Annotated in this window: 13 protein-coding genes; 4 read left to right on the top strand and 9 right to left on the bottom strand. The window is 70.9% G+C overall.

The features are described from left to right. Positions 1–19: 19 nt before the first annotated feature. Both ACWGH4_RS18910 and ACWGH4_RS18905 read right to left on the bottom strand, forming a co-directional pair. The gene (locus tag ACWGH4_RS18910; RefSeq protein WP_441263848.1) at positions 20–355 is read right to left on the bottom strand and encodes an ATP-binding protein; all 336 of its coding nucleotides are present in this window, start codon (positions 353–355) and stop codon (positions 20–22) included. Between the two features lie 144 nt (positions 356–499). Continuing rightward, entirely contained in the window at positions 500–1636 is a 1137-nt protein-coding gene (locus ACWGH4_RS18905; protein WP_307707940.1) for an adenosine deaminase, read from the bottom strand. Between the two features lie 115 nt (positions 1637–1751). Between ACWGH4_RS18905 and ACWGH4_RS18900 the strand changes: the two genes are divergently transcribed. After that, positions 1752–2618, top strand: a complete 867-nt coding sequence (locus ACWGH4_RS18900; RefSeq protein WP_453462004.1) for an alpha/beta hydrolase — start codon at positions 1752–1754, stop codon at positions 2616–2618. Positions 2619–2700: 82 nt separating this feature from the next. Beyond that, positions 2701–3687, top strand: a complete 987-nt coding sequence (locus ACWGH4_RS18895) for an aldo/keto reductase (RefSeq protein WP_453462001.1) — start codon at positions 2701–2703, stop codon at positions 3685–3687. Between the two features lie 74 nt (positions 3688–3761). On the opposite strand, the gene ACWGH4_RS18890 is transcribed toward ACWGH4_RS18895, so the two are convergent. Beyond that, positions 3762–4715 (bottom strand): LysR family transcriptional regulator, encoded by a 954-nt coding sequence (locus ACWGH4_RS18890; protein WP_189466569.1) that lies wholly within the window; start codon positions 4713–4715, stop codon positions 3762–3764. Between the two features lie 62 nt (positions 4716–4777). On the opposite strand from ACWGH4_RS18890, the gene ACWGH4_RS18885 reads away from it, so the two are divergent. After that, entirely contained in the window at positions 4778–6049 is a 1272-nt protein-coding gene (locus tag ACWGH4_RS18885) for an MFS transporter (protein ID WP_453461997.1), read from the top strand. Between the two features lie 104 nt (positions 6050–6153). Continuing rightward, positions 6154–7173, top strand: a complete 1020-nt coding sequence (locus ACWGH4_RS18880) for a sigma-70 family RNA polymerase sigma factor (protein ID WP_453461994.1) — start codon at positions 6154–6156, stop codon at positions 7171–7173. Between the two features lie 22 nt (positions 7174–7195). On the opposite strand, the gene ACWGH4_RS18875 is transcribed toward ACWGH4_RS18880, so the two are convergent. From ACWGH4_RS18875 to ACWGH4_RS18850, 6 genes are all read right to left on the bottom strand, one after another. Next, entirely contained in the window at positions 7196–7492 is a 297-nt protein-coding gene (locus tag ACWGH4_RS18875; RefSeq protein ID WP_453461991.1) for an STAS domain-containing protein, read from the bottom strand. Between the two features lie 141 nt (positions 7493–7633). After that, entirely contained in the window at positions 7634–8911 is a 1278-nt protein-coding gene (locus ACWGH4_RS18870; RefSeq protein WP_453461988.1) for a thymidine phosphorylase, read from the bottom strand. A 118-nt stretch (positions 8912–9029) separates the two neighbouring features. Beyond that, positions 9030–9428: a cytidine deaminase gene (locus tag ACWGH4_RS18865; RefSeq protein ID WP_453461985.1), complete on the bottom strand. Its 399-nt coding sequence runs from the start codon at positions 9426–9428 to the stop codon at positions 9030–9032. After that, positions 9425–10693: an ABC transporter permease subunit gene (locus tag ACWGH4_RS18860; protein WP_441263840.1), complete on the bottom strand. Its 1269-nt coding sequence runs from the start codon at positions 10691–10693 to the stop codon at positions 9425–9427. Before ACWGH4_RS18860 ends, ACWGH4_RS18865 begins: the two co-directional genes overlap by 4 nt. Continuing rightward, on the bottom strand, positions 10690–11799 hold the full coding sequence (locus ACWGH4_RS18855; protein ID WP_453461981.1) for an ABC transporter permease: 1110 nt from the start codon (positions 11797–11799) through the stop codon (positions 10690–10692). The genes ACWGH4_RS18860 and ACWGH4_RS18855 overlap by 4 nt, the downstream gene beginning before the upstream one ends. Further along, positions 11796–13325 (bottom strand): ATP-binding cassette domain-containing protein, encoded by a 1530-nt coding sequence (locus ACWGH4_RS18850; RefSeq protein WP_441264221.1) that lies wholly within the window; start codon positions 13323–13325, stop codon positions 11796–11798. The genes ACWGH4_RS18855 and ACWGH4_RS18850 overlap by 4 nt, the downstream gene beginning before the upstream one ends. Between the last annotated feature and the right edge of the window lie 195 nt (positions 13326–13520).

The raw sequence follows: 13520 nt of genomic DNA, 5'->3' as shown, positions 1-13520 counted from the left end.
TGGGCCGGCTGTGCGCGCGTCAGATACCGAGCGGCAGGCCACCGGTCGGCAGGCCACCGGTGAGATCACCAAGGGCGCCGGTCACCGGGAGGCCGCCGAGCAGACCGCTGACCGGGTCGGTCGCACCCGAGGGAACGGCCTCCCCGACAGCACCCTGCGCGGTGGCGGGCACCGCGGCCGCGCCCGCCGGCAGCTTTTCGGTGACCTCGTTGAGCGGCAGCGTCGTGGAGAGGTTGCCGAGCGCACCCGTCGGGTCGGGTACGGCGGGGGCCGCGGAGGCGGTACCCGCGGCGGCAGCGGCGAAGGCGGCACCGAGAGCGGCGACACCGAGGGTCTTTGCAGCAGACTGCTTCATCAGGAACGAATCCTTGGGGACGGGAACATGAGCGGCTCTGCAAGCTAGTCAGGCTTGCACATGCCCTGCAAACACCGCGAAGCGGCCGGAAATTGACGGCTCCGGCCGCTTCGGTGTAGATGCCGTCCGGGTGACGGCGAGGGGTCAGTTCCCCCCTGTGGCGGTCTGCCGGAACAGCCATTCGGACTTGAGTTCGGCATAGCCCGGCTTGATGACGTCGTTGATCATCGCCAGTCGTTCATCGAAAGGGATGAACGCGGACTTCATCGCGTTGACGGTGAACCACTGCATGTCGTCGAGCGTGTATCCGAACGCCTCGGTCAGGAGCTCGAACTCGCGGCTCATGCTGGTGCCGCTCATCAGCCGGTTGTCGGTGTTGACCGTGGTCCTGAAGTGCAGCTTCCGCAGCAGCCCGATGGGATGGGCGGCGATGGAGTCGGCGGCGCCCGTCTGCAGGTTGGAGGTGGGGCACATCTCCAGCGGGATGCGCTTGTCCCGTACGTACGCGGCGAGCCGGCCCAGCTTCACCGAGCCGTCGTCCGCCACCTCGATGTCGTCGATGATCCGCACGCCGTGCCCGAGCCGGTCGGCGCCGCACCACTGGAGCGCCTGCCAGATGGACGGCAGCCCGAACGCCTCGCCGGCATGGATGGTGAAGTGGTTGTTCTCGCGCTTCAGGTACTCGAAGGCGTCGAGGTGGCGGGTGGGCGGGAAGCCCGCCTCTGCGCCGGCGATGTCGAACCCGACGACGCCGTTGTCGCGGTAGCGGTTGGCGAGTTCGGCGATCTCCAGCGCGCGGGCGGCGTGCCGCATCGCGGTGAGCAGCGCGCCGACCCGGATCCGGTGGCCGCTCTCGCGGGCCAGCCGCTCCCCTTCGCGGAAGCCCTCGTTGACCGCCTCGACGACCTCCTCGAGACTCAGGCCGCCCTCGAGGTGCTGCTCGGGGGCGTAGCGGACCTCGGCGTAGACGACCCCGTCCTCCGCCAGGTCCTGTGCGCACTCCGCGGCCACGCGGAACAGCGCGTCGCGGGACTGCATCACGGCACAGGTGTGCGCGAAGGTCTCCAGGTAGCGTTCCAGCGAGCCCGAGTCCGCGGCCTCGCGGAACCAGATACCGAGCTTGTCGGGTTCGGTCTCCGGAAGGGCCTCGTACCCGGCGTCGCGGGCGAGTTCGATGATCGTGCCCGGCCGCAGACCGCCGTCCAGGTGGTCGTGGAGCAGCACCTTCGGGGCGCGGCGGATCTGGTCCGCGGTGGGCGAATTGAGGGTCTGGCTCGTCATCTGCGCACTCTAGCCCCTACGCGCGTAGAGCGCGCCCCCTCGGATCGCCTGTCGATACGTAACAGTGACCGTGCGTACGGGTGGAGTACACCTCGCCTTCTGAGACTGTTCTGCCATGGCACACCACGCACTGCCCCGGTGGTGGGGGCGTCCGGCCGCTGAGGCCGCAGCGGCGAACGCCCTCGGTGGGACGACCGTCGTACGGGCGGAACGAGGGGGCCGGACACCGCGGGCGAGGCTCGGCAGCCTGCCGGGGCGTTCCGGCGTCCGGAACGACGGGACGGACCCGGCGGTGGCGGGGGCGGTGCTGCTGCTGCCGGACGGCGAACCGGAGTCGGCGCGCAGGGCGTCCGCGTGGTCGTACGCCGCCGTGCTGCCGCTCGGCCGGACGCTCGCGAGGGCGGGACGCGACGACGGGCTGGTCGTGCACAGCGTCCGCTACCGCGGCCGCGGCTGGAACGGGGCGGACGCCCGGCTCGCCGCGGACGCGACCTGGGCGGTGGAGGAGGTCGTACGCCGCTACGGGGACGTGCCCGTGTGCCTGGCCGGCCACGGCATGGGCGGACGGGCGGCGCTGCACGCGGCCGGGCACCCGGCCGTCAACTCCGTGCTGGCGCTGGCGCCTTGGCTGCCGGACGACGACATGGCGGCGGACCCGGAGCCGGTGCGGCAGCTCGCCGGCCGCCAAGTGCTGATCGTGCACGGCACCAACGACGCGCGGACGGACCCGGAGCTCTCCTACCGGCTCGCCGAGCGCGCCAAGAAGTCCCACCGCGACATCTGCCGCTTCGAGGTCCACTCCGACGGGCACGCGCTGCGCCAGTACCAGGCGGAAGTGCAGGCGCTGGCCGTGGACTTCGTCCGCGGCTCCCTTTTCACGAGGTCCTACGCCCGCCCGGTCGCCGACGCCCTCGCTGCGCCGCCGCCGCTCGGGCTGCGGATGCCGCTGGCGGCGGGATTCGGGCGGTCGCTGCGGGCCTGACGGGCTTGACTTGAAGTGCGCTCCAAAATCCAGACTCCCTTGCGAGCCCGGGGACTTCGGGCGTGAAGGGGAGGGAACCACCATGAAGTACCGCACCATCGGCACCGACCGGAGCACCGGGCGCAGGGTCAGCGTGCTGGCGCTTGGCGCCATGCTGTTCGGCACCCTGACCGACGAGAAGACCTCGTTCGCCGTCCTGGACCGCTATGTCGAGGCCGGTGGGAATTTCATCGACACCTCCGACAACTACGCGTTCTGGGTCGGAGGTGACGTCGGCGGCCAGAGCGAGGCGCTGCTCGGCCGCTGGCGCCGGAGCCGCGGCATCGGGAACGAGGTGGTCATCGCCACCAAGCTGGGCGCCGCGCCGCTCGCGCCCGGCACCGGTTACGTGGACAACGCGGAGGGCCTGTCCGCCAAGGCGGTACGCGAGGCGGCGGAGCGCAGCCGGGAGCGGCTCGGTGTCGACCGGCTCGACCTGCTCTACGCGCACATCGAGGACCGGACCGTCCCGCTCGCGGAGACGGCGGAGGCCTTCGGCGCGCTGGTGGCGGAGGGCACGGTCGGCCTGCTCGGCGCCAGCAACCACGCGATCTGGCGCGTCGAGCGGGCACGCGCGCTCGCCGCTGCCGCCGGAGTGCCCGGATACGAGGTGCTCCAGTACCAGCACAGCCATCTGCGGCCGCGTCTCGACATGCCGTCCGACCTCTTCCCGGACGGCAGTCTCGGTCACGCCGGTGCGGAGCTGCTGAGCTATCTGCGGGCCGAACCCGGTCTGACCCTGGTCGCGTACTCGCCGCTGCTCGCCGGGGCGTACTCCCGCGAGGACAAGCCGCTGCCGCCGGACTACGACCACCCGGGCACGCCCGCCCGGCTCACCGTGCTGCGCGAGGTCGCGAAGGAGACCGGCGCGAGCGTGAACCAGGTGGTCCTCGCCTGGCAGATCGGCGGCCCGCTGCCGGTGATCCCGCTTGCGGGGGCGTCCTCCGTGGCCCAACTGGAGGAGAACCTGGCGGCCGTGGACCTGGACCTGACGGAGGACCAGCGCGCCAGGCTCGACGCGGCTCACTGACGTCCCGCCTCCCCGCCGAAGCCGTTCACGTCCCGGGGCTGCCGGGGCCGGGAGCGGCTTCGGCGGCCACTCGGCTACTGCGGCAGCAGCCGGCCGCGCCGGGACAGCAGGAAACGCTTGAACTCCGCCACCGGCGGTGTCTCCGGGTGACCGTCGAGCCAGGCGACGCCGATCTCGCGGGCCGCCCTGGGCGCCGTCACCGTCAGCTCCACGACGCCCGGGCGGGCGACGGCCGGCGGCGGCAGGAGGGCCACGCCCAGACCGGCCGCCACCAGCCCGCGCAGTGTCTCCGCCTCCTCGCCCTCGAAGGCGACGCGCGGTGTGAACCCGGCCTCGGCGCACAGGTCGTCGGTGATGCGGCGCAGCCCGTAACCGGGTTCGAGGGTCACGAAGCTCTCGTCGGCCGCCTCCGCGAGCCGGACGCGTTTGCGGCCGGCCAGCCGGTGGTCGTCGGGAACCACGAGCCGCAGGCGCTGTTCGTCGAGGCGGCGGGCGACGAGGTCGGGGGCGTCGGGCACGGGCGAGGTGAGACACAGGTCCAGCTCGCCCGCCCGGAGCCGTTCGATCATCGCCTCGCCGTAGTTCTGGACGAGGGTGAAGCGGATGCGCGGGTGGTCCGCGCGGAAGGCCCGGATCAGTCCGGGCACCGTCTCGGACCCCATGGTGTGCAGAAAGCCGAAGGCGACCTTGCCCGACCGCGGGTCGGTGTCGGCGCGGACGGACTCCGCGGCCCGTTCCACCTCGGCCAGCGCCCGCTCGACGGAGACGAGGAACGTCCGGCCGGCCGGGGTGAGCGAGACCGTGCGGCCTTTGCGGGCGAACAGGGTGACGCCCAGATCCGCTTCGAGGCGGACCATCGCCCGCGACAGCGTCGACTGGGGGACGCCCATGTCCTGCGCGGCGCGCGTCACATGCTCGTGCCGGGCGACGCCCGCGAAGTACGCGAGGCGGGGAGCAAGCTCCAGCGTGATGTCTTCTTCGTAACTACTGGGTGACAGGCGGGGCCCTGAGCTGCGTTCATGCACCATGGGAACGATTGTCGCCGTTTCATGCATTGGACGCATGAAAAACCGGAGCCTACCTTCGACGTATGCCTCCTGCCAGTACCAAGGCGCCCACCACCGTGGGCGCCGCCCCGTCGTCCCCCGATCTCCTCTCCCCCGGCGTGGCCGGTTACCGCCGCATGAGCTTCGCGCTCTTCGCCGCCGGGATGGCGACCTTCGCCCTCCTCTACTCCACGCAGGCGCTGCTGCCCGCCGTCTCCGCCGACTTCGGCGTCACCGCGTCGGCCGCCAGCTGGACCGTGTCCGCCGCGACCGGCGCGCTGGCCCTGTGCGTCCTGCCGATGAGCGCGCTGTCGGAGCGCTTCGGGCGGACCGCCGTGATGAACGTGTCCCTCGCGGTCGCGGTCGTGGTGGGGCTGCTGGTGCCGTTCGCGCCGAACGTCGAGTGGCTGGTGGCGCTGCGCGCCGTGCAGGGCGCGGCGCTCGCCGGTCTGCCCGCTTCGGCGATGGCGTTCCTCGCCGAAGAGGTCCGGCCGAAGGCGCTGGTCGGCGCGATCGGACTGTTCGTGGCGGGAAACAGCATCGGCGGCATGAGCGGCCGGATCCTCACGGGCTGGGTGGCACAGGCCTTCGGCTGGCGCGTCGCGCTCGCCGCGGTCGGCGTGATGGCGCTGGCCTGCGCCCTGGTCTTCCGCGCGCTGCTGCCGAAGGCCCGGCACTTCACGCCCGGAACGCTCGACCCCCGCACCCTGGCGAGGACCGTCCGCGGTCACCTCGCCGATCCGCTGCTGCTGCGCCTGTACGCGATCGGCGCGCTGTTCATGACCGTCTTCGGCGCCGTGTACACGGTGATCGGCTACCGGCTGGTCGCGGAGCCCTTCGGCCTTCCGCAGGGCGTGATCGGCTCGATCTTCCTGGTCTACCTGGTGGGTACGGTCTCCTCGGCCGCGGCCGGGCAGCTCGTCGCCCGGCTCGGGCGCCGGGGCGCGCTGTACCTCGCGGTCGCCACGACCGCCGCGGGTCTGCTGCTGTCCCTCTCGGACACGCTGGCTCTGGTGCTCCTCGGCCTCGTCCTGATCACCGCCGGATTCTTCGCCGGCCACGCGGTGGCCTCGTCCTCCGTGAGCCGTACGGCGAAGACGGGCCGCGCGCAGGCGTCCGCGCTCTACCAGTCGGCGTACTACCTGGGCAGCAGCGCGGGCGGCACGCTCGGCGCGGTCGCCTTCCACACCGGCGGCTGGGGCGGCACGGTGCTGCTGGGGCTGCTGGCGGTCCTCGGCGTCGTGTCGATCACCCTCTACGGGACGCACGCGGCGCGGGCCCGGGCACGGCTCGTGCCGGCGGGCGCGCGCCACTGAAACACTCCTGGTTCCGCTCCTGATTTTTCCGTCCGGCGGTGAGTGTCAGTGGCCTGCGGTAGCTTTCGAAGCGGTGGTACCGATGGGTGACAGGGGTGGACCCGATGAGTGACCTGGCAGCGACGCAGGACCTGGATTCGCGGCTGGAGCAGCACCGAAAAGAGCTGACCGGCTACTGCTACCGGATGCTCGGCTCGTCCTTCGAGGCGGAGGACGCCGTCCAGGACACGATGGTCCGGGCGTGGCGCAGTTTCGAGAAGTTCGAGGGCCGGTCCTCCCTGCGCTCATGGCTGTACCGCATCGCGACGAATGTGTGCCTGGACATGCTGAACGCCGGTAATCGCCGCGCCCGCCCGATGGACCTGTCCGGTCCCACACCGGTCGCACAGGCCCAGCTCAACGCCCGCCCCGAGATCACCTGGCTCGAGCCGGTGCCCGACGGACGGGTGCTGCCCTCCGTGGCGGACCCGGCGGAGACGGCCGTGGAGCGGGAGACGATCAGGCTGGCGTTCGTCGCGGCACTCCAGCATCTGCCGCCCAAGCAGCGGGCGGTGCTGATCCTGCGGGAGGTGCTGGCCTGGAAGGCGAGCGAGGTCGCCGAGCTCCTCGGCACGACGGTCGCGTCGGTCAACAGCGCACTCCAGCGGGCCCGCGCCACCCTCAACGAACATGGCCCGGCCACGTCGGACGCGGCGGACCCGCTCGACGAGGAGCAGCAGCATCTGCTGGAGCGCTATGTCGCCGCCTTCGAGGGCTACGACATGAAGGCGCTGACGGCGCTGCTCCATGAGGACGCGACCATGTCCATGCCCCCTTACGACCTGTGGCTGCGCGGCCACGACGACATCATGGGCTGGATGCTCGGCGTCGGCGACGTCTGCCGTGGCTCCCGCCTGGTGCCGACCGTGGCGAACGGCGTCCCGGCGTTCGCCCACTACCACCCGTCGGCGGACGGCGAGGGGTACGAGCCGTGGGCGCTCATCGTCCTCGAGCTGTCGGACGGCAAGATCGGCGGGATGGACTTCTTCCTGGACACCAAGCGCTGGTTCCCGCTGTTCGACCTGCCGGCGCGACTGGACAAGACGGGCGCGCCGGTCGAGGCCGAGGAGGCGGAATCCGCTTGAGGTCCTGTCCGCCGGTACAGGCCTAGGCGGCGTCGGCCAGTTCCGGCAGGCCCACCAGGTCCAGCAGGGCGAGCAGTTCGGGTCCGGCGTTCATGAGCCGGAGCCGGCTCCCGTGCCGCCGCGCCGTGAGGTGCAGTCGGGCGAGGGCGTCGACGGCGGCGAGATTCACCTGGGCCAGCCCGGCGACGTCGCAGAACACCTCATGGGGAGGTCCGCCGCCTGCTCCGTCGTCACGGAGCAGGCGGCGGAGTTCCTCGCAGAGGCGCGGCACATCGGCCGGGACGATCCTCCCGGTGATGCGCATGACAGCTGGCTTCATGGCGTCCACACCGGAAGAGACCGGCGCCGCGACGGGAACTCATCGTGGCGCCCGGGACGGGACCGGTGACTTGCACCGGCCCCGTCTTCCCCCTGCGGTCGCAGGATGCCGTCGCCCCAGGTCAGGCACCCTTCTGCCGGGTCAGGCGATGCGGTCCAGCACGATCGGGTCCGCCGTGAAGGCCGTGCCCGGCTCCGCGATGTCGTAAGCCGCACCCAGGGACTCCAGCGCGTAGTCGAACTTCTCCGGGGTGTCCGTGTGGAGGGTCAGCAGCGGCTGGCCCGCGGTCACCGTGTCGCCCGGCTTGGCGTGGATCTCGACGCCCGCGCCGGCCTGGACCGGGTCCTCCTTGCGGGCGCGGCCGGCGCCGAGACGCCAGGCGGCGATGCCGATGTCGTAGGCGTCGAGGCGGGTCAGCACGCCGGAGGCGGACGCGGTGACGACGTGCTGCTCGCGGGCCACGGGCAGCGCGGCGTCCGGGTCGCCGCCCTGGGCGGCGATCATGCGGCGCCAGACGTCCATCGCGGAGCCGTCGGCCAGGGCCTTCGCCGGGTCGGCGTCCTTGATCCCGGCGGCGTCGAGCATCTCGCGGGCGAGCGCGAGGGTCAGCTCCACGACATCGGCGGGACCGCCGCCGGCGAGGACCTCGACGGACTCGCGGACTTCGAGGGCGTTACCGGCCGTCAGGCCGAGCGGGGTGGACATGTCGGTCAGCAGGGCAACGGTCTTCACACCGCTGTCGGTGCCCAGCGCGACCATGGTGGAGGCCAGTTCGCGGGCGTCGTCGATGTTCTTCATGAACGCGCCGGTGCCGACCTTCACGTCGAGGACCAGCGAACCGGTGCCCTCCGCGATCTTCTTCGACATGATCGAGGACGCGATCAGCGGGATCGCCTCGACGGTGCCGGTGACGTCGCGCAGCGCGTAGAGCTTCTTGTCGGCGGGGGCGAGGCCGTCACCGGCCGCGCAGATGACCGCGCCGGTGGTGTCGAGGACGTTCAGCATCTCCTCGTTGGAGAGCAGCGCGCGCCAGCCGGGGATCGACTCCAGCTTGTCGAGCGTGCCGCCGGTGTGGCCGAGTCCGCGGCCGCTCAGCTGCGGGACGGCCGCGCCGCAGGCGGCGACCAGCGGGGCGAGCGGCAGCGTGATCTTGTCGCCGACGCCGCCGGTGGAGTGCTTGTCGGCGGTCGGGCGGGAGAGCGTGTCGAAGTTCATCCGCTCGCCGGAGGCGATCATCGCGGCGGTCCAGCGGGTGATCTCGGTGCGGTTCATGCCGTTCAGGAGGATGGCCATGGCCAGGGCCGACATCTGCTCGTCCGCGACCTCGCCGCGGGTGTAGGCGTCGATGACCCAGTCGATCTGCTGGGGGCTCAGCTCGCCGCGGTCCCGCTTGGTGCGGATGACGGAGATGACGTCCATGGCATTCCTCCAGGTTGGTCTGCCGCGCTCTACGCGCATAGAGAGAGGGTAAGGGAGCGGCCCCTCCACCGAAGCGGAAGGGCCGCGGGGCGCCGGGCCGGGAGCCCGGCAGGACGACCTAGTCGAGATGACCGGGGCCGAAGGCCTGCGGGAGCATCTCTGAGAGCGGCAGGATCCCGCCCGGGGTGTCCAGCAGCAGTTCCGGGCCGCCGAACTCATACAGCAGCTGACGGCAGCGGCCGCACCGCACCAGCAGCTCGCCCCGGCCGTCCACACAGCTGAAGTGGGTCAGCCGGCCGCCGCCCGTCGCCTGGAGCTGCGAGACGAGGCCGCACTCGGCGCACAGCCCGAGTCCGTACGAGGCGTTCTCGACGTTGCAGCCGGTCACCGTGCGGCCGTCGTCGACGAGGGCGGCGACTCCGACCGGGAAGCCCGAGTAGGGGGCGTACGCGTGCGACATCGCCTCACGCGCCAGCGCCCGCAGGGCCTCCCAGTCGAAGCCGGCGTCCGCGCTCACTTGCCCTGGCCCCTGAAGTACGGCTGCCCGTTGGCCTTGGGCATGCGCAGCCGCTGTGCGGACACGGCGAGCACGAGCAGCGTGGCCACGTAAGGCGCCGCGTCGACGAACTGGCTCGGAAGCTCGTCCGTCAGCGCGTACCAGGTGAACAGCAGCGCGGAGAAGGCGGCCGAGATCACGGCGCCGACGTACTTCTTCTTGTACAGCTGCCAGACCACCGCGATCAGCAGCAGGATGGCGAGCAGCAGCAGCATCGCGTGGACGTTCACGGCACCGCCGCGCAGCTTGAGGCTGTCGGTGAAGCCGAACAGGCCGGCTCCCAGCGCCATACCGCCGGGCATCCAGTTACCGAAGATCATGGCGGCGAGACCGATGTAGCCGCGGCCGCCGGTCTGGCCCTCCTGGTAGATGCCGGTGATGATCGCGAGGAACGCGCCGCCGAGACCGGCGAGGCCGCCGGAGACGATGACGGCGATGTACTTGTACTTGTAGACGTTGACACCGAGCGACTCGGCGGCGATCGGGTTCTCGCCGCAGGACCGCAGGCGCAGACCGAAGGACGTCCGCCACAGCAGCCACCAGGTGCCGGGCACCAGCAACAGCGCGACGACGGTGAGCAGCGACAGGTTGGTGACCAGGCCGCCCAGCACACCGGCCAGGTCGGAGACGAAGAACCAGTGCTTGGCCTGGAGGTCCCCCAGCCAGTCCGACAGCCCGGGGATCGTGATCCGCTCGATGGCGTCGATTCGCGGCGACTGCTTGGAGGAGCCGCCCTCGGTCTCGGCGAACGTGAAGTTCGACATGTAACGGGTGAGGCCGGTGGCCAGGATGGTGATGGCCACACCGGAGACGATGTGGTTGACCTTGAACGTCACCGTCATCACCGCGTGCAGCAGACCGCCGAGCGCGCCGCCGGCGATGCCGAGCAGCACACCGGTCCACGGGCCCCACTGGTAGCCCGCCCAGGCGCCGAACCAGGTGCCGAGGATCATCATGCCCTCGAGGCCGATGTTGATCACGCCGGCCCGCTCGGCCCACAGACCGCCGAGGCCGGCGAGGCCGATCGGCACGGCCAGCTGGAGCGCGCCGGAGACCTGGCCGACGGAGGTGAGGTCGTCCGCGCCGCTGATCACCCGTACGAGGGAGAACAGCGCCAGGCCGCCCGCGACGATCAGCAGGATGACGGGCAGGGACAGCTTGCGGCGGCCGCCGCCCTTCTTGGGCGCGGTGCTCGCCATGGAGACAGTGCTCGTGGACTCGCTCATGCCGCCGCCACCTCCTTGTTCTTGCGGGCCTGGGCGGCAAGCTCCTCGCCGACCTTCTGCTGCTGGCGGCGGAGCCCGTACTGACGGACCAGCTCGTAGGACACGACGACCGCGATCACGATCAGGCCCTGCATGATCAGCGCCAGCTCCTTCGGGTAACCCTCGAGCCCGATGCCTTCGGCCGTCTTGTCGAGGAAGGCGAAGAGCAGCGAGGCGAAGAGGATGCCGATCGGGTTGTTGCGGCCGAGCAGGGCGATGCCGATCGCGGTGAAGCCGACACCGACGGGGAAGCTCAGGCTGTAGGTGTGGGTCTGGCCGAGCAGCATCGGCATACCGGCGAGGCCGGCCATGGCGCCGGAGATCAGCATGGCCGTGAGGACCATCTTCTTGGCGTCGACGCCGCTCGCCTGGGCGGCGGACTCGCTGGCGCCGGTGGCGCGCAGGTCGAAGCCGAAGCGGGTGCGTCCGAGGACGAACCAGTAGACGATGCCCAGCGCGAAGGCCACGAAGGTGAAGCCGTAGATGGTGCCGCCGTCCAGCGCCAGACCCGGGAACCAGCCGGACTCGGCGATCTCACCGGTCGTCAGGTCGTTGGACCCCTCCGGCCGCACACCGAGGTTCGCGGGCAGGATCATCCAGGCGATCAGGCTGGTCGCGATGGCGTTCAGCATGATCGTGGAGACGACCTCGCTGACACCGCGGGTGGTCTTGAGGACACCCGCGATACCGGCCCAGAAGGCTCCGACGGCCATGGCGACGAACACGATGAGCAGAACGTGCAGCGGGCCGGGCAGCTCCACCGCGGCACCGACGACGGCGGCGAGCATGACCGCGAGGCGGTACTGGCCGTCGACGCCGATGTTGAACAGGTTCATCCGGAAGCCGATGGCGACGGCCAGGGCTGCCAGGTAGTAGATGCCGGTCTGGTTGATGATCAGCACCTGCACGTCGGTGAACTCGATCTGCTCCACCATCAGCCGGTACGGCTCGACCGGGCTGAGGTCCGAGAGCAGCAGCACCACCGAGGTGAGCAGGAAGGCCACGACCAGGGCGAGCGCCGGGCCCGCCAGGCCGAGGATCAGCCGGTCCTTGTCGAACTTCTTCATCGGCTCTCACCGTTCTCGTCGTGCTCGAGGTGGCCGGATGCGGCACCGGTCATCGCCGAGCCCAACTCCTCCGGAGTGATCGTCGCGGGGTCGGCGTCCGCGACCAGGCGGCCGCGGTACATGACCCGCAGGGTGTCGGAGAGCCCGATGAGCTCGTCCAGGTCGGCCGAGATCAGCAGCACCGCAAGCCCTTCGCGGCGCGCCTCACGGATCTGGTCCCAGATCTGCGCCTGCGCGCCGACGTCCACACCACGGGTGGGGTGCGCGGCGATCAGCAGCTTGGGGGCGTGGCTCATCTCGCGGCCGACGATCAGCTTCTGCTGGTTGCCGCCGGACAGGGAGGCCGCGGTGACCTCGATGCCGGGGGTGCGCACGTCGTACTCGCGGACGATCCGCTCGGTGTCCTGACGGGCGGCCTTGAGGTCGAGCAGGCCCTTCTTGCTGTTGGGCGACTCGGTGACATGGCCGAGGATGCGGTTCTCCCACAGCGTCGACTCGAGCAGCAGCCCGTGCCGGTGCCGGTCCTCGGGGATGTAGCCGATGCCGCCCTCACGCCGCTTGCGGGTGGGGGCGTGGGAGATGTCGGCGCCGTCGAGGGTGACGACACCCCCGTCGGGGTCGCGCAGGCCGATCAGGGCCTCGATGAGCTCGGTCTGGCCGTTGCCCTCGACGCCGGCGATGCCCATGACCTCGCCCTTGTGGATGGTGAAGCCGATCCCGGCAAGGACCTCGCGGACCACGCCGTCGGGGTCGGTCACCGTGAGCCTGAGGTCGTCGACCTTCAGCATCGGGACATCGGTCACCGTCGACTCGCGGGTCTCGGGCGACGGCAGCTCGCTGCCGACCATCAGCTCGGCGAGCTGCTTGGTCGTGGTGTTCCGCGGGTCGGCCGTGCCGACCGTCGTACCGCGGCGGATGACGGTGATCTCGTCGGCGACCGACAGCACCTCCCCCAGCTTGTGGGAGATGAAGATGACGGTCAGTCCCTCGGCCTTGAGCTCGCGGAGGTTGGCGAAGAGAGCGTCGACCTCCTGCGGGACGAGGACGGCGGTCGGCTCGTCGAGGATCAGGGTGCGCGCGCCGCGGTAGAGGACCTTGAGGATCTCCACCCGCTGGCGGTCGGCGACGCCGAGCTGCTCGACGAGGACGTCCGGGCGGACCCCCAGGCCGTACGCGTCGGAGATCTCCTGGATCTTCTTCCGGGCCTTGGCGCCGATGCCGTACAGCTTCTCGCCGCCGAGAACCACGTTCTCCAGGACGGTGAGGTTGTCGGCCAGCATGAAGTGCTGGTGCACCATGCCGATGCCGCGTGCGATGGCGTCGGCGGGGCTCGAGAAGGTGACCTGTTCGCCGTCGACGGTGATGGTGCCCTCGTCCGGCTTCTGCATGCCGTAGAGGATCTTCATCAGGGTCGACTTACCGGCACCGTTCTCACCGACGAGGGCATGCACGGTGCCCTGACGGATCGTGATGTCGATGTCGTGGTTGGCGACGACGCCGGGGAAGCGCTTGGTGATGCCGCGCAGTTCTACGGCGGCAGGAGGGCTGGACGCGTTGATGACGCACTCTCCTTGGCGGGAGGAGCAGGGAGGGCAGGCGGAAGGGGCGGGCTGTGAGTGGCAGGGGGCGGGGCGAAGTTATCGCGCCTGGGCGTCTTCTACGCGCGTAGCGCTCCCGAATACCAAAAACCCGGGGCCGGAAACGGTCCGCGGGCCTTGGGG

The sequence above is a fragment of the Streptomyces sp. NPDC054847 genome, assembly GCF_053610925.1.
The sequence above is the reverse complement of the archived record's forward strand: the minus strand, read 5'-3'. Positions and strand labels throughout refer to the sequence as shown.

Coding starts and splice junctions, on each gene's coding strand:
- ACWGH4_RS18880 (WP_453461994.1), top strand. CDS start 6,154: ATGAGTGACCTGGCAGCGACGCAGGACCTGGATTCGCGGCTGGAGCAG.
- ACWGH4_RS18885 (WP_453461997.1), top strand. CDS start 4,778: ATGCCTCCTGCCAGTACCAAGGCGCCCACCACCGTGGGCGCCGCCCCG.
- ACWGH4_RS18910 (WP_441263848.1), bottom strand. CDS start 355: ATGAAGCAGTCTGCTGCAAAGACCCTCGGTGTCGCCGCTCTCGGTGCC.
- ACWGH4_RS18855 (WP_453461981.1), bottom strand. CDS start 11,799: ATGAAGAAGTTCGACAAGGACCGGCTGATCCTCGGCCTGGCGGGCCCG.
- ACWGH4_RS18890 (WP_189466569.1), bottom strand. CDS start 4,715: ATGGTGCATGAACGCAGCTCAGGGCCCCGCCTGTCACCCAGTAGTTAC.
- ACWGH4_RS18900 (WP_453462004.1), top strand. CDS start 1,752: ATGGCACACCACGCACTGCCCCGGTGGTGGGGGCGTCCGGCCGCTGAG.
- ACWGH4_RS18895 (WP_453462001.1), top strand. CDS start 2,701: ATGAAGTACCGCACCATCGGCACCGACCGGAGCACCGGGCGCAGGGTC.
- ACWGH4_RS18870 (WP_453461988.1), bottom strand. CDS start 8,911: ATGGACGTCATCTCCGTCATCCGCACCAAGCGGGACCGCGGCGAGCTG.
- ACWGH4_RS18875 (WP_453461991.1), bottom strand. CDS start 7,492: ATGAAGCCAGCTGTCATGCGCATCACCGGGAGGATCGTCCCGGCCGAT.
- ACWGH4_RS18860 (WP_441263840.1), bottom strand. CDS start 10,693: ATGAGCGAGTCCACGAGCACTGTCTCCATGGCGAGCACCGCGCCCAAG.
- ACWGH4_RS18905 (WP_307707940.1), bottom strand. CDS start 1,636: ATGACGAGCCAGACCCTCAATTCGCCCACCGCGGACCAGATCCGCCGC.